The sequence below is a fragment of the Spirosoma endbachense genome, assembly GCF_010233585.1.
Taxonomy (GTDB): Bacteria; Bacteroidota; Bacteroidia; order Cytophagales; family Spirosomataceae; genus Spirosoma; species Spirosoma endbachense.
The window spans coordinates 8973294-8997376 of sequence record NZ_CP045997.1 but is presented as its reverse complement, the minus strand read 5'-3'; the positions used below and the strand labels follow the sequence as shown (position 1 = coordinate 8997376).

At 49.7% G+C, this 24083-nt stretch carries 12 protein-coding genes; 11 read left to right on the top strand and 1 reads right to left on the bottom strand.

Annotated elements, in window-relative coordinates:
* Positions 1–232: 232 nt before the first annotated feature.
* Complete coding sequence (locus GJR95_RS36200; protein WP_162390497.1) at positions 233–2659, top strand: ABC transporter permease; 2427 nt, start codon at positions 233–235, stop codon at positions 2657–2659.
* Positions 2660–2831: 172 nt separating this feature from the next.
* Here the strand turns inward: GJR95_RS36200 and GJR95_RS36195 are convergent, their stop codons facing one another.
* Entirely contained in the window at positions 2832–6854 is a 4023-nt protein-coding gene (locus GJR95_RS36195) for a hybrid sensor histidine kinase/response regulator transcription factor (RefSeq protein ID WP_162390496.1), read from the bottom strand.
* Positions 6855–7102: 248 nt separating this feature from the next.
* Here GJR95_RS36195 and GJR95_RS36190 point away from each other — a divergent pair, with 248 nt between their 5' ends.
* The 10 genes from GJR95_RS36190 (at position 7103) to GJR95_RS36145 (ending at position 24000) form a co-directional block, all read left to right on the top strand.
* Positions 7103–10252, top strand: a complete 3150-nt coding sequence (locus GJR95_RS36190; RefSeq protein ID WP_162390495.1) for a SusC/RagA family TonB-linked outer membrane protein — start codon at positions 7103–7105, stop codon at positions 10250–10252.
* Positions 10253–10264: 12 nt separating this feature from the next.
* On the top strand, positions 10265–12160 hold the full coding sequence (locus GJR95_RS36185; protein ID WP_162390494.1) for a RagB/SusD family nutrient uptake outer membrane protein: 1896 nt from the start codon (positions 10265–10267) through the stop codon (positions 12158–12160).
* Between the two features lie 104 nt (positions 12161–12264).
* Entirely contained in the window at positions 12265–12993 is a 729-nt protein-coding gene (locus tag GJR95_RS36180; protein ID WP_162390493.1) for a DUF3823 domain-containing protein, read from the top strand.
* A gap of 138 nt (positions 12994–13131) precedes the next feature.
* Positions 13132–15246, top strand: coding sequence for a CehA/McbA family metallohydrolase domain-containing protein (locus GJR95_RS36175; protein ID WP_162390492.1), 2115 nt, complete (start codon positions 13132–13134; stop codon positions 15244–15246).
* Between the two features lie 18 nt (positions 15247–15264).
* A complete protein-coding gene (locus GJR95_RS36170; protein ID WP_162390491.1) occupies positions 15265–18849 on the top strand; it encodes a PVC-type heme-binding CxxCH protein in 3585 nt (1194 codons plus the stop codon).
* A 12-nt stretch (positions 18850–18861) separates the two neighbouring features.
* Entirely contained in the window at positions 18862–19596 is a 735-nt protein-coding gene (locus tag GJR95_RS36165) for a ThuA domain-containing protein (RefSeq protein ID WP_162390490.1), read from the top strand.
* A 131-nt stretch (positions 19597–19727) separates the two neighbouring features.
* Positions 19728–20840 (top strand): Gfo/Idh/MocA family protein, encoded by a 1113-nt coding sequence (locus GJR95_RS36160; protein WP_162390489.1) that lies wholly within the window; start codon positions 19728–19730, stop codon positions 20838–20840.
* Between the two features lie 211 nt (positions 20841–21051).
* Positions 21052–21903, top strand: a complete 852-nt coding sequence (locus GJR95_RS36155) for a sugar phosphate isomerase/epimerase family protein (RefSeq protein WP_232540971.1) — start codon at positions 21052–21054, stop codon at positions 21901–21903.
* Between the two features lie 3 nt (positions 21904–21906).
* Entirely contained in the window at positions 21907–23124 is a 1218-nt protein-coding gene (locus tag GJR95_RS36150; RefSeq protein ID WP_162390488.1) for a Tm-1-like ATP-binding domain-containing protein, read from the top strand.
* A gap of 15 nt (positions 23125–23139) precedes the next feature.
* Positions 23140–24000: a phosphoenolpyruvate hydrolase family protein gene (locus GJR95_RS36145; protein ID WP_162390487.1), complete on the top strand. Its 861-nt coding sequence runs from the start codon at positions 23140–23142 to the stop codon at positions 23998–24000.
* The last annotated feature ends 83 nt before the right edge of the window (positions 24001–24083 follow it).

Sequence of the window (24083 nt, the reverse complement as noted above, 5' to 3'; positions counted from 1 at the left end):
TGAAATGACTCGACCTCTCCCCACGCCGTCACCGTTCAAAAAAACGTCAGGCTGACCCCGCTTGATTCGACTCAGCCCATGAACAATTTCCCCTGTTCATTCCTGGACAAAAGCTGTCCATAAACGGACAACCCGTTTCACAAAATCACCGTATCCCAGCTCTAAACCAAACTTTTAGTAACTGGTACAGTAATTGACACATCAATTATTTGCTCCTTAGGCACTGACTGCTATGCTCCTAAACTATTTAAAAATCGCCCAACGTATTTTCAGAAAAGATAGCACGTTTACCCTCATTAATGTCGTGGGGCTGGCTGCGGGTTTGGCTGTGGCATTACTTATTATTCAGTACGTACGTTTTGAGTTAAGTTACGAAAACACAAACCCGTTGGCCAATCGGATTGTGCGACTCACCATGGACTATATGAATGGGGGCGCAGTGGACGCTCAGGATGCCGAGACGTATCCTCAGATTGGCCCTAGAGCCAATCAGGAAATGGCTCAAGTCGTTAACTACACCCGCGTCTATTCCATCATCAAACCGAGTATGACGGTTCAGATTGGCAAGGAGTATCAGGCCGTGGAGAAAGTACTGGCGGTCGATTCCTCCTTTTTTTCCCTGTTCAACTACCCACTCCTGCGAGGAAGCCGCAAAGACCTCTTTACCAAACCCCGACAGGCTGTTCTGACAAAATCGATGGCATTAACGTACTTCAATACCCTAGATGTGCTGGGTAAAACGATGAAAGTACCAAAACCGGAAGGTAACATGCTGTTAGAAATCGTTGGCGTGGTGGCGGACAGCCCGGCCAATACACACCTGAAATTTGACATGCTCTTCTCCTACCCGACGCTGCGCTCCGACTTTGGCCAACAAGAAGATGACTGGAGCAGCAATAATGTATTCACCTATCTGCAACTTGCCGAAAACACCAGCTACGACCGGTTTACCAAATCGCTGGCTGCTTTTAGCGACCGATTGCTCACCGAAAAGAAGATAACCAGCGAGCGGGTGATCGGTCAGAAAATCAGCGAAATCCATCTGTATTCCCATAAAACCTACGAAAACGAACCAAACGGTGAAGCACGGTCTGTATATGTTCTGCTAGGCGTAGCTTTTCTAGTACTGCTAAGCGCCTTAGTCAACTATGTGAATTTGACCACCGCCAAAGCCCTCGACCGGGCGCGGGAAATGGGACTAAGAAAGGTCGTTGGTTCCACGCAGAGCCAGATAAGAATGCAGATCTTTATCGAAACGATCCTGATCAACATCATTGCCTCAGGTCTGGCCGTGGGGTTAGTGGCGGGCTTTCAGTCGGTGTTTGTTCAGGTGGCGGGGCTACCCGAAGGCTTTAGCGTTATGGGCGATGTGTTTTTCTGGGAAAGTGCCGGTGCGTTTCTGCTACTGAGTGTTATCCTGTCGGGATTTTATCCAGCCTTCGTCTTGTCTTCATACGATCCGGTCAAGGTACTCAAGGGTAATTTCTCGCGCTCAACCAAAGGCACCTTGCTTCGGAAGTCGTTAGTCGTTTTTCAATTTACAATTACCCTTATCTTGTTGGTGCAGACGTTTGCCGTTTACCAACAGGTGTCTTTTCTGCGCGAACAGAACTTAGGCCTAACCATCGATCATACGCTGGTTGTGAAAGCGCCAGCAAGCAATAACGCCCGCCAGGAGTACGGTGCGTTTCGACAAATGCTATTGGCTCAATCGCAGGTAAAATCGGTGTCCGTTTCGGGAGCCGTACCGGGCCTGGAGTCTTCCTTGATGAATACAACGACGGGCATCAATTTGTCGGATGCCGTCAAGAAAACGAATTACAATTATTACATGGCAAAGATCGATACATCGTTCTTCGAGCTGATGGGTATCCGGCTGCTGGCGGGCAAAAACTTCGATGCCACGACCCGGCCGGGTTTTTCAGATACGACGAATCGACAGCTCATTGTCAACGAAGAAACCATCCGGCTCTGGGGAATTCCTACGCCCGAGCAGGCTATTGGTAAACGGGTAGACCTCTGGGGTCATCAGGCAACGATTCGAGGTGTTGTCAGAAATTACCATTACGAATCACCAAAGGCTGCCCACATACCTATTATTCACATGTACTCCCCTTCGTTCGATTCGTTCGCCAGTGTGAAGTTTGCCGGGGGTAATGCTAAGGAGCAACTCGCTACGTTGAAACAGGTTTACGAGGCTAATTTCCCCCATACACCATTTAGCTATTTCTTCATGGATAGTGAGTATGACAAACAGTACAAAGCCGACGATCGCTTTCAGCAAGTATTCGGGGCCTTAACTGGCCTGGCCATTCTGATCTCCTGCCTGGGCCTGTTCGGTCTGGCCACGTTTACGGTTTCCAAACGAACGAAGGAAATCGGGATTCGTAAAGTGATTGGGGCCAGCACAATGAACCTGATGCTTTTACTTTCGACCGATTTTATCCGAACCGTTCTGCTTTCGATCCTGATTGGCCTTCCCATCACCTATTTATTAGTCAAAAACTGGCTGGCCAACTACGCGGCCCGTATTGAATTAAGCGGGTGGCTTTTTGCCTGGCCAGCTTTGTTGGTACTGTTACTGGTTTTGGTATCGATCGGTAGTCGAACCGTGGCTACAGCGCTGATGAACCCAGTCAAATCACTTCGGTCTGAATGAAGATGGCGGTATGATTACTGCAAAAGAGATTAGGGATAGCATACAAGTTTTAAAATGAACTTTTGTAAGCTATCTGCTTATGTTGATTACTCTGGTTCATTTAAACGTCCCGATAGAGTTAAGGACAAGATGTTGCTCCTTAGCCTGATATAGGTTGTCAAATTCCCTGAACTTAGTAAATTTTACTTGGCGTAATTCCGAACTTATTTTTGAAGGCCCGACCAAAATAATTTGGATCACTGAAACCCACTTCAAAAGCCGCTTCGGTCACGCTTGTGCCACTTTCGAGCAACTCACGAGCTAACATCAGGCGATAATCGTTCAGGTATTCCTTCGTACTCAGACCCGTTAGTGTTTTCAGTTTCATATGCAGTTGCGACCGGCTGCATTTCATCTGCTGGGCCAGTACGTCGGCCGTTACATCTTTATTTTTATACTGCTGATTAATCAGTGAAGCGAACCGCAGCACAAACTCCTGATCTTTATTGTGTCGAGGCAGGGAGCTTAATAGAGAACCCGCCAGACTGCCTGTTAGCTTAGTTTTTAATAAGGATACCGTTTTCAGTTGATTGGTAATCATCAAATCCATCTCTTTCAGGCTGAAAGGTTTGCTTATGTATCCTTCGGCACCACTATTTAGGCCTTCAATAATCGTTTTATCTTCCTCGTTTTCCAGTAGTAGAATAATCGGTATATGTTGCGTTTGTGGATTGCTCTTTAGAACCAGGCAGATGCTTTTAAACTCTTTATCGAGCATATTGCTGTCACAGAGAATAATTTCAGGCAGCCTGCTTTCGGCCTTCTTGAGCGCTTCGTTAAACGTAGTCGCCACGCTAATGCGGTACGTTTCTCCGTAATGGCGTTTCAGAAACTGAGCCAGTTCTTTAGAGCGTTCAATAATTAGCAGATTGGGTTTATCATTCAGTAACGAATCCTCAACCGGGAAACTAAATAAGTCCCCATCCCGCCCCAGATTTACTTCCGGCGAATCGACAATATGCCTACTTATCGAGTGTTCAATTTTGGAGTTCGCAGTTGCCTTGCTGACAGGCGTTTTTCGGATGGGGATTTGGAGCGAAATTCGCCCCCAGTCATCCATATCGGAAAAAATTACGCGCCCCGAAAGCATTTTCAACAGACTGAATGTTAACAATATACCGATGCTGAGTGAATTATTCTGCGCAAAAATCTCTTCTGAATTTCCAGCATACTGATAACTGGTTTCAAGACTTTTCAACAGCCCTGGCTGGCCATTGAATGTGAAGGTGAGTTGCAATTCCGCCGTTGCCTGATCCGAAGTCTTAACAATCTCAACATCAAAATTCAGCTCATCTCCTTCGGCCAGTTGGTCAATCAGGTAAAAATATACATTACCAATAATCATTTCCAGCTTTCCGGCATCAAACGACGCCATCAGATACGGGGGAGAAAAGGTAAGTCGCTTGTAAATTTGCCTGGCCCGGAGCAGGGGGTCGAATCCCTTCAACGTTTCTTTGATGAAGGCAATGATATCGGCATCAACAAGGTGGATTTTTTGAATTTCGTGGCCTGTTTTACGAAGTTCGGTAATCTGATCAATCAGTGCCTGCAACCGCCGGGCGTTGTTCTTGATGATACTATAATTCGTTGCAGAATCGGCGCGCCAGGCCTGGTTGTTTTGAATCAATTCGTCAATCTCCGCGATAATCAGGGTAATCGGTGTTTTGAATTCATTGGAGAGGAATGTAAAGAAATTCAGTTTCTGCTGGTTCAGCTCTCTGCTTTTTTCGCGCTCTACCCGTTCCATCTGCACGGCCATTTTCTGGCGGTTCAGATACGTAATGACCCGCCGATAGAGAACCAGCAAACCAATGCCGAGCAATCCATAAAAGAGATAGGCGAAGGTCGTTCGCCAGAAAGGTGGTTTCACAACTAGCTGAAGCGTACGCTCCGTTGGTGACAAATCGCCATTTGATTGATACGACCGAACGTGAAACGTGTAAGTTCCGGGTGATAGATTCGTGTATGTTTGCGAGTTAACGGTGGTTTTCGGACCCCAGGTTTCTTCGAATCCTTCGAGGTAATACGTATAATAATTGGTCTGCTTCGAAAAATAATTGATGGCTACAAAATCGAACGTAATGACATTCTGCTCGTAATTAAAAACCAGTTCCTTTGTTTCATCAAGACGCTTTGTTAGCATCAATTCGCCGTCGGCCCTGACTTCCTTATTAAAGAGCTTGAGGTCGGTAAAATAAACGGGCGGATCAAAAACCCGTTTCGCAATGCTGTCTGGATTGAAATAGCAAAGTCCGTCTACGCTCCCAAAATACAGATTGCCCTGACGGTCTTTCAGGGCCGATTTAAAATTGAACTGGGTAGCCTCAAGCCCATTACTCCCGTCGAATACCCGATGTGTGTTCTTTTTTGGATTAAATGAAAGCAACCCGCTATTGGTCGAAAACCAGTACGTGCCATTGTTATCTTCCAGTGTTTCATACACCGTCTGAGTAGACAGGTAAGCTTGTACTGGATGGTTGATAAATTTTTTTTGCCTATAACTCCACTGACACGCCCCCCCATTCAGGCTGCCGAACCAGATATTATGGTCTGAATCTTGATAAACACTCATAATTTGATTGCTCTGCAAAACAGGCGTGTTACTGACGTCATAATGAGTTAATTGATCGAGTTTAGGGTCGTACTGGTACACACCTGAGAACGATGTAGCAATCCAAATTCGTCCCGATGTATCGCCTAGCAAATCAACAACAAAGCGGGTTCCCAACTCCTGAGGTTTGAAGAGTCGAAAGGTGCCCGTTTTCTCATCCAGAATATTCAGGCCCCGAGTGGTACCCACCCAAAGTTGACCGGTTCGGTCGCGATGAAGTGCATTAACGTAATTGCTTGCCAGCGAGGTCGGGTCATCCGGATTATGTAGAAATACTTTCTTTTTCCCCGTTACAGGATCGATACGGTTTAGCCCACCCAGAAACGTACCAACCCAGGCCACTCCCGACTTATCGATCAAAATAGCGTGTATGTTATTATCACTCAGACCATTCGCCCGGTTATGATACGTATATCGACCAGTAACCCGGTCTTGAATACTAATGCCTCCATCTTCAGTGCCAACCCAAAGACGATCCTGCCCATCAATGGCAAGCTGGCTAATGGCCTTTCCCGCAATGGTTTGCCCGTCGGTGGCTGGAAAAAGATGCTCGAATGAAATGCCGATGGGTTTCGTGTAGTTGACCCCACCAAAATACGTTCCCAGCCAAACGATTCCATCCCGACTCACGAAGCTTGAATAAACTGCCCGGTCAGTCAGGCCATAGGGAGAGGCCGTAAACGATTTATCGTAGCTACGTGCCGTTTGGCGTTGGCTGTCAACCATAATTATCCCCGCTTCACTGCCAATCCAGACGTTTCCGGCCAAATCTTCGACAACGGTACGAATTATCCGTACTCGCCCACGTACAAGCCGCGAAAACCACTCTAACGACCTGAAGATCATGGCATTTTCATCTAATTGCAGCAGATCGTTTTCCGTACTCAGCCAGATAGCTCCCCGGCGATCTTTGAAAAGCTTATGGTTGCGCAGCGTATGTGATTTTCGATGATTATCCCCATCAATGGGAAGTGTAATTATGGTTTCGCCGGTTGAATTGATGATGCATGGCGTATTGTTATGCAAAATCAGAAAAGAACCTTTTCGAAACTCACAAATATCGTGAACGAGCTGCCCTGGCAGAATTTGACGTACTAATCCACGCTCGGATAAAATATAGATCCCATCCTGACTGCCAATCCATAAGTCGCCTGTCGATACCCGTTGGATACCCAATACGTTGACTGATTTTTTCCCCAGCGATACCGGAACAAATTCATCCTTATCGAAAAGGTACCGAAACAGGCCAGTAGCAGTTCCTACCCAGAGTTCGTGCCCAACGGTATAAAGGCAGTTGACTCTGGCCCCTTCAGCACTGGGGTCAGTATCATTTAGCGGGTAATTTTTAAGACGCTGGCTATCGTATCGACTAATTCCTGCCCGCGTTCCGAACCAGATGAAGCCCTTGTGGTCCTGCTTGATGCTAAAAACACTATTGTGCGACAAACCATGTTCAGATGTGAGCGCATTAAAATAAAAGTTTTGAGCCTCACTTGTGCTGACGATTGAGAGTAACAAACTAACAATCAACAAAATAAGAGTCAAAAAATGTAACCGAAAGTAGATTTTTTGTTGCATTACCATAATACCAGCTATATGTATTTGTATCCGCACAATCATTCAAAACTGGATATAAGGAGGTAAAAATTGCACAATTGTCCTGGTTATTTGATCAAAAGTCAAGATTGAGGTAAACTCTACTTCTTAAAATTGCAAAATCATTCCTTTGAATTATGCCAGGCTGCCTGGAGCTTGGCAAATTCCACCTTAATCCTATAACCAAAAATCATTCTATGAAGAACAACTACAGGTTGAGGCCAATCAAGCTGATTGGATTTCTGCTATTTCTTCTGATTGGGAGGCATACCCAAGCCCAGCAACGCACGCTCTCAGGGAAAATATTCGCAGAGAACGGAGGGCCACTGCCAGGAGCTACTGTTCTGCTGAAAGGCACGTCGACGGGTACGTCAGCCAACGCCGATGGGATGTATTCTCTCCCGATTCCGACCGATCTGACGAGCGGTACGCTGGTTGTCTCGTTCATCGGTTACCTATCAAAAGAAGTGACGGTTGGTAATCAAACTACCATCGACGTAACGATCGTCCCGGATTCCAAAGGCTTGCAGGAGGTTATTGTTGTCGGTTACGGTACGCAGAAAAAAGAATCGATAACCGGGGCCATCTCTGCTGTTACGTCCCGCGACGTGGGCCGGGTTCATGCGTCTACCGTAACGGGAACGTTGGCCGGTAAAATTCCAGGTGTCCAGTTCCGGCAACCCGACGGCCGACCCGGTGCTGCGGCTACCATTCAAATCCGGAATATGGGTGGCAACCCGCTGTTTATCATCGACGGTGTGCCGAAAGACAAAACGCAGTTCGATAACCTCTCACCCAATGATGTCGAAACGATCACGGTACTGAAAGATGCCTCCGCTTCTATCTATGGTTCGCGGGCAGCTAACGGCGTTATCATCGTAACGACCAAACGCGGAACAGTTGGCCAGAAAAGTACGATCAATCTGGATGCGTACTACGGTTTTCAGAACTGGACGCGCTTCCCGACGGTCGTGAACGCTTACGACTGGAATCTGGGAAAAGCGGAAGCTGAGGTGAATCGCAATGGGACGACGGCCATCACCCAGGCTGAATTAGATAAGTATAAAGCAGGGACGGAATACGGTTACCAAAGTTTCGACTGGTATAATTTTATTATTCAACCTAACTCGCCCCAGTCGAACATAAACCTGAGTGCCAGCGGTGGCTCAGAACGTATTAACTACTACATCTCCGCTACGCGACTGGATCAGAATTCGGTGATGGGCCGCGAGTTTTTCTTTAACCGCACCAATATTCAGTCGAACATTGACGCCCGAATTTCAGACCGAATCAAAGTGGGACTAACCATTGCCGGGCGACAGGAAACGCGCGAAAATCCGGGTGTGCCGGGTGGTGACGACTACGTAGCGCCCAAGTTGGCCATCCTGCGCAATCGCCCGACCGAACGTCCCTACGCCAATGATAATCCTGATTATATCAACACCATCAGCAACCCGGCTTCGAACTGGGGCTATCTGAACTACACACGGTCAGGCTTTCTCAAAGAAGTGTATAGCTCCATTACCCCCCAAGCCACGGCCGAATACCAAACTCCCATCAAAGGTCTAAGCATCAAGGGCTTGTATTCATACATGTTCCGCGATGCCCAGCGCGAAGTATTCGAGTACACCTATGATACGTATACCTACAATCCAACGACTCAGCAATACAATCGGACGGGTGGTAGTCAGAATCCCTATCGGCAACGGGTGGTGAACAAAATTGACGAAAACGTTGGGCAGTTCCAGTTACTCTACACCAATACGTTCGGGAAGCACTCCATTAACGCCATCGCCCTAACCGAGCGGCTGAAGAAGCGTATCCGAAACGTAGAGGCCCGCACCGTGCCCAAAACCAATTCGCTGCCCGTCATGCAATTCGCTGATATTGTGGCGTATAACGATGTCGACTCTACGCAGGCAAGGGTAGGCTACATTGGTCGGATAAACTATGGCTATGCCGATAAATATTTCCTGGAAATAGCCGCCCGGCGTGATGCCTCCTGGAAATTCTCCCCCTCGAAACGCTGGGGTACATTCCCGTCGGTCTCACTGGCCTGGCGCATTACCGAAGAACCTTTCTTCAAAGCCTGGACCAATAACGGCGCTATCCTGAGCGAGCTTAAACTAAGAGCCTCCTACGGGCAGCTTGGTGACGATAACATTCGGCCCAACAACGTCGAACTCGATCCGTTTGCCTATAATCCTGGCTACAACTACAATACGGGTATAGGCATTATGTCGGGCACGACAACCGTAGCCGCTCGCGACCGGGGGATTGCCTTTGATCGGCTTTCGTGGCTAACGGCCAAAGTGACCGACATCGGACTGGATTTCTCGCTGCTGAATAATAAGATCACGGGTACGCTCGATTATTTCCGGCGAGTTCGCGATGGATTGCCCGCCGTGAAAAGCGACGTGTTTGTGCCCAGCGAATTAGGATACGCGTTGCCACAGGAAAACTTGGAGAGCGATGCAGTGACTGGTGGCGAAGGTTCGTTGACGTATAACGGTAACGTGCGGGGCATTCGGTTCACTATTGGCGCCAACCTGTCGTTTGCACGCAATCGGTTCCTGAGGCCTTACAATCCACTGTTCGGTAATTCATTGCTTGAGTACCGCGATTCGCGAACGGATCGGTGGAGTAACATTTTCTGGGGATACGAAGTCGTTGGGCAGTTTCAGTCGCAGGATGAAATCAACGACTACGCGGTCAATATTGACGGGCAAGGGAACCGGACCATGATTCCGGGCGATTTGATCTACCGCGACCAGAACAATGACGGGGTCATCAATACCCGCGATGAACGACCCATTGGCTACGGCATTAACAACACACCGATTTTATCGGGTGGTCTGAACTTCACACTGCAATACAAAGGCTTTGATTTTGCTATGGATTTTTCCGGGGGCAGGATGATGGCGATTAACCGTATCAATGAACAGCGAAACGCTTACCAGACTACGGGCAACGTACCGCATTTGCTCTTTGATGACCGCTGGCGTCGGGCTGACCCGCTCAATCCGGACAGTCCGTGGATTGCCGGTAGCCAAATTCCGCTTCGCTATAACGATACCGGACATAGCAACATCAATAAGAATTCGACCTGGTGGCTGCTCAACATCACCTATCTCCGCAACCGGACAATGGAACTCGGCTATACGCTCCCAGTCCTGCTGACCCAAAAAGTGAAGATACAGAAGGCGCGCGTGTTTGTGAACACCTACAACCTGTTCTCCATCGACAACACCCGGCCTTATGGTATCGACCCCGAAGTACAGGATGAAAACGGGCTGCAATACCCGCAGACCAAGCTGCTCAATTTTGGCCTGAACCTGAGCTTCTAAACCGACACAACCATGAAAAAATACATTCTATCGTTCGCCATCCTGTTTTCATTAACGACCGGCTGTAAGGACGACTCTGAATTTCTGAATATTAAGTCTACCAGTATTCTGCTGGTCGATGAGGTCTATAGTGACCCCCGGCTCGTGTTATCGGCCGTAACGGACCTGTACAACCGTATTCCTGATTTTCAGGAGCCCGGCACTGGTACAATTAGCATTTATGCGGTCCTTGATGAAGCCTTCTCGTCTGGCGACTACCCGCGGCATCAGACCCGGGAATACGATTATGTCTTTCCGGGCATAAATAATCCTGAAGTAACGTATTGGGATTATAGCTACATCCGGGAGATTAACCTGTTCATCGAGCGGGTCAATGCCGCAACCAAACTAAGCGCGGCCGATAAAGCCCGGTTTGTGGCCGAAGGTCGGTTCCTGCGGGCCAATGTCTATTTTGAGTTGGTCAGGCGCCTGGGCGGTGTGCCGCTCATTACCGAATCGCTCACCTACGATTACAGTGGCAATGCGGCTTACCTCCGTAAACCCCGCGCCAAAGAGTCGGAGATTTATGACTACGTTATCAGCGAACTTGAAGCGATCAAGTCTATTCTGCCCAAAACGCCCAACGAGAAATCGCGTGCTACGTACGGACTGGCCTTGGCCGCTAAATCACGGGCAGCTCTTTATGCAGGTTCCATTGCCAAATACGGTGTCAATACGCCGACGGTTACGTTACCTGGTGGCGAAGTGGGCATCCCGGTAGCTAAAGCAACTGGGTATTACCAGACAGCACTGGATGCCGCTCAGGAATTGATTACCTCCGGGCAGTATTCGCTTTATCAGAAAGCGCCAGACCTTTCCACCAATTTCGCCAATATTTTCCTGGACAAGGCGAACAACCCTGAGGTGATTTTTGTGGAGGATTACAAACTGCAAAGTGGTAAGGTTCACTCGTTTGCATTAGATAATCAGCCACGCGCTGTTACGGAAGAAGGCGAACGTGGGGGGCGGTTGAATCCTTCGCTTAACCTTGTGCAGTCGTTCGAGAAGTTAGATAATACGTTCGCGCCATTGCCGATAAACAAAGGCGCGGCTACTGACTATATCTACTACGATAAACCCGAAGATCTCTTCGCCGGACGCGATGCGCGGCTTCGGGGAACGGTGCTGGTACCGGGAGACCTTTTCAAAAACCGCTCCATCGACATCTTTGCCGGACTGATTTTAGGTAACGGCAGCACCTTGTCGGGCGATCAACTGGGCCAACTCAAAATGGTTAACGGTGCGTCGGTGCAGGTAGTAGGTTTATCAGGACCGATTGAAGGATACGATGGCTCAGCGCAGAGTGGATTTTATATGCGCAAATACAACGACCCCGTTACTGGTTCAGGGCAGATTGGTACGATGAGTGAGGTCTGGAATGTACGTTATCGCTACGCTGAAGTGCTGCTCAATGCCGCCGAAGCAGCCTTTGAACTAGGTCAGACTGCGATAGCTGCCGGGTATATGAAACAGGTGCGCGATCGGGCAGGACTCACGAAAGCGTTAACTCCCTCAGAAATCACGTTCGATCGGATTGTTCACGAGCGCAAAGTGGAGCTATCTTTTGAAAATCACATTTTATGGGATATGAAGCGGTGGCGGCTTGCCCACGTCGTATGGGATGGCAGCAACTCCGACCTGACTACGTTACCGGGTAAAGCCACCGAGCCGAGCACACGGGTATATAGTTTGTGGCCGTACAAAATCTACGATCCAGGCGGACCCAACCATAATAAATGGGTGTACCGCAAAGTTCTGTCGGGTCGGGTAACGCAAAGCCATATTTTCCGGCTGGGCAACTATTACGCGCGCATCAACGATGGAATCATCAACAACAATCCGTTGATTCTCAGAAACCCTAACCAATAAGCAAATTAAAGAGCGAAAGATTGAATGAGCGATAGTGCTGCGTCAGTCTTTCACTCTTTACTCATTCGCTCTTTCACTCATTAGCTCATTCACTCTTTAAAAAGATGAAGACATACTTATTATTAATCGGAACCCTCCTCAGCCTGACCGGGTGTGAACTGGATAATTTCGAACCACCCAAATCTACCTTCGAGGGGCGGCTTGTTTATAAAGGTGAACCCCTGCTCATGCAAAGCTCGAACGTAGCGTTCACGAACAACTCCGATTTCCCGGTTTTCCTGGAACTCTGGCAGAAAGCCTACAACAACCGTAGTTCCATCCGGATACCCATCAAGCAGGATGGTACGTTTTCGTCGCTACTTTTCGATGGAGAATACAAACTGATCGTCCCCAATGGACAAGGCCCTTTTCTTTGGAAAAAAACGGCAGCCAACACGCCTGATAGCCTGAATGTTACCGTTCAGGGAAGCCAGAAGTTAGACATCGAAGTGATGCCGTATTACATGCTTCGAAACCCAAAAATTGCGATCAGTGGCCGGAAGATATCGGGTAGTGTTTCGCTGGAAAAAGTAATTACGGATGCCACGAACGGTAAGGCGGTCGAACGTGTCTCTTTATACGTCAACAAAACCCAGTTCGTCGATGCAGGTAATAGTCTGAACAAGGCAGATTTAGCTGGCACGGACATAAAGGACATGGCCAATGTAAGCCTGATTACGGGTGACATGCCCGCACTGGTTCCTGCACAGGCTTACGTATACGCCCGTATTGGACTGAAAATTTTAGGCGTAGAAGACATGATTTATACGCCCGTGCAGAAAATCAATTTATAGGTTGGTGGTTGTTTACTAAGCCGCAGAGGTTCGCATGACGAACGTATCGTCAGCAAGTATAAGTGGCGAACCTTTGTGCTTAGTCTTCCAAACCTGATCAATAACCAACTAACACAACCTGCAAACCTTTCTTACTCAATGCGAAAACTCCTTTTCCTGCTCACTCTTCTGGGATCGGTCGCCACTCAGGCTCAAGTGGCTGTTGATTTGTCGAAATACACTAAAAGTCCCACCACCGTATCGCAGCAGGGTAGCGACGTAGTACTGACCTGGCCGGCTTCGGGCCGGGAGATGGGTCGGCTAATCGTTAGTCTGGCTTCGGATAAACCGTTGTTTAGTCACATTCAGTTGTCAAAAAGTGGGAAGTTCAGCGAAATTGCCACGGACATGAACCCGGCCTTTGTTCTGACCATCGGTAAACGGGATCTAGTGTCGCAAAACGGCTGGAACATCTTTTTTGATAAAACCAACCGGCTGCCCAGTAAATCCTACGCTGTTCAACTGACCAAACGATCGGCGAGTGTCAGCACCGTTGGCACACGAACCGTGTTGCGAGTTGGTGATACTGAAGCCGATCGTTTCCGGGGAGCCATCGAAATTACGGTGTATCAGGGAAGCCCGTTATTCAACGTAGCAGCTGTCATGTCGACGCAGGTTGACTCAACGGCTATTCTCTACGACGCGGGTCTGGTGAGCAAAAACGGCAACGGTCCCGGCGGGGAACCGCGACCGTCCAACTGGACCACACTCGCCTGGTCGGATACTGACAACCGGATGCAGGAGTCTCCACTTAATCCGACGGCTCCCAACAAGGCACAGTCGGTAAAATACCGGACTATCATGGGCAGTGGTCCCAATGGAACGCTGGCTGTTTTCCCGGCTCCGCACCAGTATTTTTATCCGTTAGACGAAGCCTACAATCTTGATTTTACGTGGTATGGGACAGGCTATCGAAGCCTAGTTCCAGAGTTTGGCATCGGCATCCGGCAGGATTTAATGGGCGACAAGCGCTGGGTTCCGTGGGTCAATGCGCCCCCAGGCACACAGCAACGGCTCAACTTTTTCTGTCTACTCAGCACCGACAAACCCGCCGAAACGCTGGCCGAGGTGAAGCGATTCACGCACAACGACAAGTATCCTGCGCTGCCCGGCTACAAAACGATGTCGAGTCACTTTCACAACGAGTTCACCATGAAAGTGGTGCTGGCAGGTAAGCCCATACCGGAGATACCCAACTTTGTAAAGGTATTTAAAGACCACGGCGTGAACATTGTCCATCTGGCCGAGTTTCACGGTCCTGGCCATCCGAAAGGCCCTGACAGTTTGCGACTACGGGAGCTAAAAGCCCTTCATGAGCAATGTAAACGACTGTCGAACAATGACTTTCTGTTACTGCCCGGCGAAGAACCCAACAATTTTTTCGGCGGACACTGGTTGTCTTTCTTTCCGAAGGATGTCTACTGGATCATGTCGCGCAAACCCGAAATGCCTTTCGTGACGAATGAACCCGGCTACGGGAAGGTCTATCGGATTGCCGACAAAAATGATATGCTTAAACTCCTGGAGGCCGAAAACGGTCTGGCCTGGGTGGCCCACGCCCGTACAAAAGGCTCAACGGGCTACCCCGATAAATACAAGGAAGAAGACTTTTTTAAGTCGGATCATTTCTTCGGAGCGGCCTGGAAGAATATTCCCGCTGACCTGTCGGAACCGCGACTGAGCCGCCGGGTGCTGGATTTGCTGGACGATTATTCGAACTGGGGGTACAAAAAACACGCCATAGCCGAGACTGACATTTTTACGATGGAGCCGGAAAATGAAACCTATGCGCACCTGAATGTCAATTACTTCCAGATGGACAAACTGCCCGACTACAATTCGGGCTGGCAACCGGTTCTGGACGTAATGAAACAGGGCAAGTTTTTCGTAACAACGGGCGAAGTCCTGCTGCCAGCCTTCACGGTGAATGGCAAAGGGGCGGGCGAAACCGCTTCGGTGCCTGCCGACGGAAAAACAACCATCAATCTGGACGTAAACTGGACCTTCCCACTCACGTTCGCCGAAATTGTATCTGGCGACGGCAAGCAGGTCTACCGCGAACGTATTGACTTAACCAATACGTTGCCCTTCAGCAAAAAAACGTATCGATTCGATACAAATCTTAAAAATCGAAAGTGGGTCCGGGTCGAAGTCTGGGATGCCGCTGTGAATGGTGCGTTTACCCAACAAGTCTGGCTCGAAAACCAACGCTAATCGCTCAACTTTTTCTTTATGAAATTGCCCATTTTTACCCTCCTGCTGGCACTCGTGCTGCACCAGGGCTGCACAAGAACTGCCCGGCCCGGAATGGGTTCGGGGCAGAATCCTTCTACCACTGAGACAACTGCTCGCCGGGGTGAAGTGCTGTTTCTGGGCAACCGGAGCAAGCATCATGATTCAGGGAAATATGCCCCCTGGCTCGCTATTTCGCTTTTTAAAAAAGGGGTGAATCTGACCTACACTGTTAACGTCAACGACCTTAACCCCGAAAATCTGGCTAAATACGATGGGCTGATTATTTACGCCAATCACGACAGTCTCCCGCCCGCGCAGGAATCGGCTTTAAAGGCGTTCGTAGAGGGCGGCAAAGGATTAATTCCCCTGCATTCAGCTTCAGGCTGTTTCAAAAACTCGGATTGGTACATCACGACCATCGGAGGGCAGTTCAAGTCGCACAAAACGGGGCCAATTACGGAAAGCATTGTCGCAAAAAATCACCCGGTCATGCAGGGGTTAACGCCCTTTACTACGTCCTGGGATGAAACATACATACACCAGCGGCTCAACCCCGATATGACTGTTCTGACGACCCGCCAGGAGGGCGACCGGCAGGAACCTTATACGTGGGTACGGAAACAGGGTAAAGGACGGGTTTTTTATACGGCTTATGGCCATAACGACAGTACGTGGGCAAATCCCGGTTTCCGTGAACTGGTAAATCGGGGTGTGTTGTGGGCCATTGGGGAGCCGGTAACCAAACAGATTGCTAAACTGGCGATTCCGAACGTAGACATTTATGAGTCGGCCAACATTGCCATTGACGATTACACCAAACGGCACCGCGTTCCGGCCATGCAGGTGGCGTTGAAGCCTGAGGATTCCAAAAAACTGATGCAGGTGCCCGCCGATTTTGACATTCAATTGTTTGCGGCTGAACCCGACATTACAAATCCCATTGCCATGTCGTGGGATGAACGAGGACGGCTCTGGATTGTAGAGTCGGTCGATTATCCGAATACGTTTCTGGAAACCGACGGAGCTGCCAACGACCGTATCAAAATTTGCGAAGACACCAACGGCGACGGGCGGGCCGACAAATTCACCATTTTTGCCGACAAACTGAACATCCCAACGAGCATGGTTTTTGCGAATGGTGGCGTAGTAGTGTCGATGGCTCCGCACTTCGTTTTCCTGAAAGATACCAACGGCGACGACAAGGCCGATGTTCGGGAAAATATCATGAGTGGCTGGGACAAAAACGATACGCACTTTGGTCCCTCGAATCTGCAATATGGCTTCAACAACAAGATTTGGGGCGTAGTTGGCTCTGGCTACAGCGGTACTACCCGCGATGGGCTGTCCCTCAATTTCAGAACCGGCGTTTATAACGTGAACCCCGACGGAACTGGGTTCGATTTTCTGGCAAATACAAGCAATAATACCTGGGGGCTGGGCTTTACGGAGGATAATAACGTCTTTATTTCCACGGCCAACAATACCCACAGCGCGTTTTATTCGATGCCTGCCCGTTACATGCAGCGCAATCTGCCGGGCGCGACGGTACAGGCGGTCCAAAAAATTGATGGGCATTACGATTCGCACACAATGACCCCAAATTTGCGGCAGGTGGATGTAGTAGGCGGATTTACGTCGGCAGCAGGACACCATTTTTATACGGCCCGGAATTTTCCAAAATCGTACTGGAATCGAGTCGCGTTTGTATGTGAACCAACCGTTCGGCTGATTCACAATGCCATCATCGAGCCCAAAGGAGCCGGTTTCGCCGAGCAGGATGGCTGGAATATGCTCGCCAGTACCGACGAGTGGGTTGGCCCTGTGCAGGCAGAAGTTGGCCCCGACGGAGCCCTGTGGGTGGCTGATTGGTACAACTTCATTATTCAGCACAACGTATTTGTGGAGCGGCAGGCCCCGTCAGAAATGGTGTTGCCTTTCAAAGAGCAGCCGCGTGGACAGGGAAACGCCTTCAATAGCCCTCTGCGCGACATCAATTTTGGACGTATTTACCGCATCGTTTACAAAAAAGCGAAACCGTACCAGCCCATTACATTGTCAAAAAATGAACCGGCAGGCTTGATTGCCGCCCTCAAAAGCGACAATATGTTCTGGCGAATGAACGCCCAGCGCCTGATTGTCGAGTCGAAAAATATGTCCCTTATTCCTGAGCTTTACAAAGTCATTGCCAACCCCGACGTAGACGAAATCGGCCTGAATAGTCCCGCCGTTCACGCCCTGTGGACGCTTCATGGTCTGGGCGCGCTAACGGGTACTAATTCCGAAGCGCTTCAGGCAGTTTCTAAAGCATTGACGCACAAAGCTGCCGGGGTGCGTAAAGCCGCCATTGAGGTACTGCCCGCAACAAGTCAGACACTAGACAATCTTCAGAAAGTGGGTTTACTGGACGACCCGAATCTGAACGTTCGAATGGCCGCTATGCTGGCAATGGTGCAAATGCCTTCATCTGAAGCGCTCGGAGCCGCGCTCTACCGGGCCGCGCTACGTCCCGAAAACGACGCCGACGAGTGGCTTGGGCGGGCCTTGTTTGCCGCTGCTGCCGTTCACCGGACCGGTTTTCTGGCCGAAGCCGCTAAAGCTACCCCTACTGCCGAAAATTCACTGGCCAGCCGGTTGCAGTCGGGCATCAATAAAGAAGTGTATTCGCTGCAACGGCGGGCTGTCATCACCATACCTCCCGACGTAACGGGTAAGGAGATTATTGTAAAAGGTTCGGCCACAAAAGGAATCCGCAGCATGGAAGGTTTCATTATGGGGCAAGGTGATAAAGATGGCGGCTATGGGCTATACGTAAAAGATGGCCACCTGACAATGGTTGTGAAACAAAACGAAAAAGTTTATTCTGCCAGCACCAGGGAAGCGTTGCCCGACAATTTTGAGTTTGAAGGGCGTCTGGTGAACAACGGCGAGATGGTGCTATTTATAAACGGTCAGGAAGCTGCTAAAGGCAAAGCCCCTTCGCTTTTTACGAAACCGTTGACGGGTAGTATTCGGGTGCAGCGCGATTTTACCAATGAAAACTCGATGGGTGCTTATGCTGGCGCATACAATGCTTCATCGTCCTTCGATTTTGTGGGTAATGTGCAAAACGCTACGCTGGAGATTCGCAACCCAACCGGCGAATCCCAACCAGTGATGCCTAAAAAGCCTATTTCTGACAAGGCAACGATAGTGACTATCAAGGTGGTAGAAGAGCAGATGAAATACGACACAAAACAGTTTACGGTACGTGCCGGACAACCGGTAGTACTGACGCTTGAAAACCCGGACATCATGCAGCACAACATCGTTATCTGCAAACCCGCTACTGCCGAGAAAGTCGGGAAAGCCGCCGATAAGATGGCACAGGACCCTAAAAGTGTTGAGAAACACTACGTTCCACAATTACCGGAAATAGTAGCTTCCAGTATTTTAGTCAATCCGGGTGAATCGTACACGCTCGAATTTGTTGCCCCGGCCAAACCCGGCGATTATCCATTTATCTGTACGTTTCCCGGCCACTGGAGTATCATGCGGGGCGTTATGCGCGTCGAAAAAGTAAATGAATCAACGAACGTCCGATAACCAACTTATACCATGTACCGATTTCTGATTTATCTCCTGCTGCCAACGCTGCTTATTTCCCTCAGCCGTTGCAAAACGAGTTCAAATGCCACTGCTAAAGCTGGTAAACCCATTCGGGTGCTGGTAGTAGGTGGCGGTACGTCGCATAACTTCGGAATGTGGTACCGCAACGTGGATGGACAGACGCTAAGCCGCGACGGTTTCGCCACTGTCAACTACGTAGGCGATCCCGACTCCATGCTGACCTATCTGCCCCAGACCGACGTATTGTACCTGAGCAACAACCGACCCATTACCAACCCGGCAGTTCGTCAGGCTATTACGGACCATGCCAACGCGGGCAAGGGCCTGTTGATTGCTCACGCAGCCATGTGGTATAACTGGAAAGACTGGCCTGAATACAATCAGAATCTCGTTAGTGGCGGAACCCGCAAACACGACAAGTATGGCCCCTTCGACGTAACTGTGACTGATACCCAACACCCCATTACAAAGGGAGTTGAACAAAAATTCAGCCTGAAAGACGAACGCTACTATTACATTCCTGACCCTGCCGGACCAGGCATTACGGTGCTGGCCAGTTCGAGCTTATCTCCCTCTGACCCGGTTTACCCTTCCGTGTTTGTGGTCAACCATCCCAAAGCACGTATCGTCGGTCTGGCGCTGGGCCACGATGCCGAGTCGCACAATTTGCCCGTTTACCAGACGCTGCTGCGAAATTCTGTGGCATGGGCTGGAAGGAGATAGAACGCAGATTTATATGAATGTTATGATTAATCAAGATCTTAACTTATCATAAAAATTATAACGATCTGCCCGGGCCGCCGATGCGCTTCCATCAGTCAAGTAACATCCCATTTAAAACAATTGAATCTATTATGAGTGACCAGAAAATTACCGTTGTCATTGTTGGTATGGGCTTTGGCAAGGAGTTCATTCCCATTTACCTGCAACACCCCAATATCAATAAGGTGGGTATCTGTACCCGCAATCGCCAGACACTAGACGACCTCAGAACGAAATACAACCTCGACCCGGAACTTTGCTTTGAACACTTCGAGGATATACCCGGTCGCACCGATGTCGACGCCATCCACGTAGTGACACCCGTTCCAGACCACGCCCGCATGACGCTGGCTTCGCTCAACGCCAACAAACACACTGCCTGCACCATTCCAATGGCCATGACCAAGGAAGATTGCAAGGCCATTGTGGAAGCCAAACGGCGTAGCGGCAAGGTGTATATGATGATGGAAACAGCCCTCTACACCCGCGAGTTTCTCTACGGTCTGAACCTAGCCGAAACCGGTGAATTAGGACGGATTCAGTTTGTTCGGGGATCGCACATCCAGGACATGAGTATGGAAGGCTGGGGCGAGTACTGGAAAGGTTACCCGCCGATGCTCAACGGTACCCACGCAATTTCCCCTCTGCTCCGTATCAACAACACAACGGCCGAAACCGTCGTCTGCCACGGATCGGGGAGGTTGAGCGACGATCTGGCCAGTCGTTATGGATCACCTTTTGCGGTTGAAACTGCTACGTTCACGCTTAAAGATTCCGACGTAATTGCCGAAGCTACACGTTCGCTGTTCGATGTAGTACGCCAGTATCGGGAAAGCTACGATGTATACGGCACCAAAATGTCGTTCGAGTGGGAGCAGTTGCAGGATGAGGAACACATTATTTTCGACGGGGGCGAAAATGCCCGACGTATCAACGTACCGGACACCGACGAGCTGCTCATCGACCCCATCAAGCATTTCACGAAGCGCGAAAAAATCGACGATCCTAACCACGTATCCTTTTTGCAGGGAGCAGGTCACGGCGGATCACACCCGCATTTGGTACAGGAGTTCATGGCTGCCATCATTGAAGATCGCAACTCGGCGGTAGATGCCGAATTAGCCGCCAATTACACCCTCGCCGGTATATGCGCCCACGAATCGGCCATGAAAGGTGGGGAACGTATCACCATTCCTACGTATTAGTTGGCATTGCTTCCGTGAGGTCAGATGCTTACATCTGACGTAGTGAGGTCGGTTCGCCGTTGCGATTCTCAAAACCGAACTGTTCATATTCTTAACATTCGGTTTTGAGAAACCACACCAGGTCGGTTATTAGTAACCGGCGTCACCGTATACAACTAATAGCTTTCATTACTACGTTCCAGCCTTTGCTCAACGCTAATTCACTTCTAGCATGATTCTATTTGGTGCCAGTACCTTCATCTGGGTGTCCCCGTTCACCACTAACTCATTCGACCTGCTCTATAAAGTCGCCGACATGGGCTACGATATTATTGAAGTGGCTGTTGAAGATAAAGACCTGATCGACTGGATAAAGCTCAAACAACTGGCCCGCGAAACAGGGCTAAAAATAACCATTAGCGGAGCATTCGGCCCCAACCGCGACCTATCCAGCGACGATGCTGCTATCCGCAAAAATGGACTTTCGTACATCGAAGATTGCCTGCGCCAGGCCGAAGCGATGGAAAGCCCCATTTTTACCGGACCGGTTTATTCAGCAGTAGGAAAAACACGTCTTGTTTCTGCCGAGCGTAAACAACAGGAACGAAACTGGTGCCTTGAAAACCTGCATCAAGCCAGCGAAATAGCTCGGCAATGTGGCGTAGTAATTGGGCTGGAACCGCTCAATCGCTTCGAAACGGACATGATCAACACGGCAGAGCAGGCACTTTCGCTGGTGCGCGAGGTTGGTCATCCGTTCCTCAAAATCTCACTCGATACGTTCCACAATAACATTGAGGAAAAAAGTATTCCGGCTACCATTCGGGCAGTTGGGAAGGATTTGCTTTGCCATGTTCAGGGCAACGAAAGTGATCGGGGCACACCCGGAACCGGCAACGTTGACTGGCCTGGCATCAAAGAAGCACTGGTCGATATTGACTATGACGGAGCCGTTGTCATCGAAACCTTCGGTGCACCTTCCGCAGAACTAGCCAAAGCCGCGTCCATCTGGCGGCCACTGGCAAATAGTCCCGATGAACTGGCCAGCGAAGGGTTAGATTTCTACAAATCGCTCTTTCGGTAGTATATGCTAAAATCCATCGTCATTATCGGTTGTTTCGATACCAAAGGCCCCGCCTTCGCCTTTCTGCGGAACTGCATACTGGCGAGGGGCGAATCTGTCCTGACAATCAATACGGGTATGATGGAAACGGTGGTCGATTTCCCGATTGATTATGATGCAGATGTCGTTGCCGAGGCCGCTGACGATTCACTGGAGAGACTCCGCACAAGTCAGGATCGCGGGCGAGCTATTGAAATCATGGGAGCCGGAGCAGCTGCCATCGTGGCACAGCTGATCCGTTCGGGGCAGTTGAAGGGCGCTATTGGCATGGGCGGTGGAGGTGGTACGTTCGTGGCGCTCTCGGCTATGCAACCGATTCCATTCGGAGTGCCCAAACTTTGTCTGTCAACTATGGCCGGTAAGGACTTAACCCGGCAGGTTGGCACGAAAGACGTAACGCTAATGGCTTCGGTAGTTGACGTTGCGGGACTAAACGGAATGCTGACCCCGCTAATCGAACGGGCGGCAGCCGCCATTTGCGCGATGGCTGATGTAACACCGACAATGCATCGAAAATCGGCGGGGCGTATTGCCATTAGTATGTTTGGCAACACAACCGCCTGCGTGAGCTATTGCACAGAACGTCTTGTAAAACAGGGCTATGAAGTGATCGCATTTCATGCCAACGGCCTGGGCGGTCGAGCAATGGAAAGCCTGATTGGCGAAGGGCATTTCGACGCTGTGCTGGACGTAACGACTACCGAACTGGCCGATGAATTATGCGGAGGTGTTTGTAGTGCCGGGCCAGATCGACTGATGGCCGCTGCCCGAAAGGGCCTGCCGCAGGTAGTCGTACCGGGCTGCCTGGATATGGTTAATTTCAGCCAGCCTGACACGGTTCCAGCGCATTATCGGCACCGTCAACTGTACAACTGGACACCGACTGTAACGCTCCTGCGAACCGACGCATCTGAGAATGAACAGCTTGGAAAGTTATTAGCTCAAAAAGTAAATCAATCGAAAGCGAACGTAACGGTTGTTTTACCTTTGAACGGTATTTCGCAGATTGACGCTGCTGGAAATGCCTTTTACCAGCCTGAGGTCAATAGGGTACTTTTCAACACCATAAAAAGCAATCTTTCCCAACGGATAAAGCTGATTGAATCGCCCATGCACATTAACGATCCGGCGTTTGCCGATGTATTGGTAGCGAGTTTACTGGAATTACTACAATCAAAATAAAGCAAGACGTATCGTATGCCGAACCAATGGACGGGAAAAGGAAATCCCTATACGAGAGACGAAGTCAGAGAGCGTTTACAAGCGACGTTGAATAGTCAGAAGGCCATTATTGCTGCCGGTGCCGGAACAGGTATCAGCGCTAAATTCATCGAGAAAGGGGGTGCCGATCTGATAATTATCTACAATTCCGGGCGGTTCCGCATGTCGGGTCACGGTTCTACGGCGGGTCTGATGGCCTATGGAGATGCCAACGCCGTGGCGATGGAAATCGGTGAGTTTGAAGTGCTTCCAGTCGTCGAAGAAATCCCGGTGATTTGCGGAGTGCATGGCTCCGATCCCCGCCGACGGATGTGGCATCACCTGCTGAAAGTGAAAGAAATGGGCTTCTCCGGCATTAACAATTTCCCAACCCATTGCATCGTAGACGGGCATTTTCGGCGGGTGCTGGAAGAAACCGGAATGGGTTTCGATAAGGAAGTTGAAATGGTACGGCTGGCGAGTAAAATGGATCTGTTTTCCATCGTCTACGTCTCTACACCCGATGAAGCCCGCCAAATGGCCGAAGTGGGTGCCGACGCGATTATTGCCCATGTCGGTACCACCGTCGGCGGGTCCATTGGCGTTACGGAAGCAAGCTGCTCCATGGACGAAGCCGTCGAGCGAACGCAGGCCATTATCGATGCAGGTCGGGCCGTAAACCCCGACATCTTTTTCCTGGCGCATGGTGGTCCCATCAATACCCCCGACGATGTTCGCATCGTGCTTGACCGGACGAACGTACAGGGCTTTGTGGGTGCCTCCTCGCTGGAGAGGATGGGCGTGGAAGTATCGCTAACCGAACTGACCCAAAAATTCAAGTCGCTTAGTCGTTTATGATCTGACCATTTTCCGGTAAATTTTCTGTTGTCAAACGATTCCTGTTTCTCATGAATCGTTTGACAACCTCTCAACGCCGAAGT

What these genes read in the sequence shown, in the direction of transcription:
- GJR95_RS36165 (WP_162390490.1), top strand. Translation starts at nt 18,862, where the DNA reads ATGTACCGATTTCTGATTTATCTCCTGCTGCCAACGCTGCTTATTTCC.
- GJR95_RS36185 (WP_162390494.1), top strand. Translation starts at nt 10,265, where the DNA reads ATGAAAAAATACATTCTATCGTTCGCCATCCTGTTTTCATTAACGACC.
- GJR95_RS36155 (WP_232540971.1), top strand. Translation starts at nt 21,052, where the DNA reads ATGATTCTATTTGGTGCCAGTACCTTCATCTGGGTGTCCCCGTTCACC.
- GJR95_RS36150 (WP_162390488.1), top strand. Translation starts at nt 21,907, where the DNA reads ATGCTAAAATCCATCGTCATTATCGGTTGTTTCGATACCAAAGGCCCC.
- GJR95_RS36180 (WP_162390493.1), top strand. Translation starts at nt 12,265, where the DNA reads ATGAAGACATACTTATTATTAATCGGAACCCTCCTCAGCCTGACCGGG.
- GJR95_RS36145 (WP_162390487.1), top strand. Translation starts at nt 23,140, where the DNA reads ATGCCGAACCAATGGACGGGAAAAGGAAATCCCTATACGAGAGACGAA.
- GJR95_RS36170 (WP_162390491.1), top strand. Translation starts at nt 15,265, where the DNA reads ATGAAATTGCCCATTTTTACCCTCCTGCTGGCACTCGTGCTGCACCAG.
- GJR95_RS36200 (WP_162390497.1), top strand. Translation starts at nt 233, where the DNA reads ATGCTCCTAAACTATTTAAAAATCGCCCAACGTATTTTCAGAAAAGAT.
- GJR95_RS36190 (WP_162390495.1), top strand. Translation starts at nt 7,103, where the DNA reads ATGAAGAACAACTACAGGTTGAGGCCAATCAAGCTGATTGGATTTCTG.
- GJR95_RS36160 (WP_162390489.1), top strand. Translation starts at nt 19,728, where the DNA reads ATGAGTGACCAGAAAATTACCGTTGTCATTGTTGGTATGGGCTTTGGC.
- GJR95_RS36175 (WP_162390492.1), top strand. Translation starts at nt 13,132, where the DNA reads ATGCGAAAACTCCTTTTCCTGCTCACTCTTCTGGGATCGGTCGCCACT.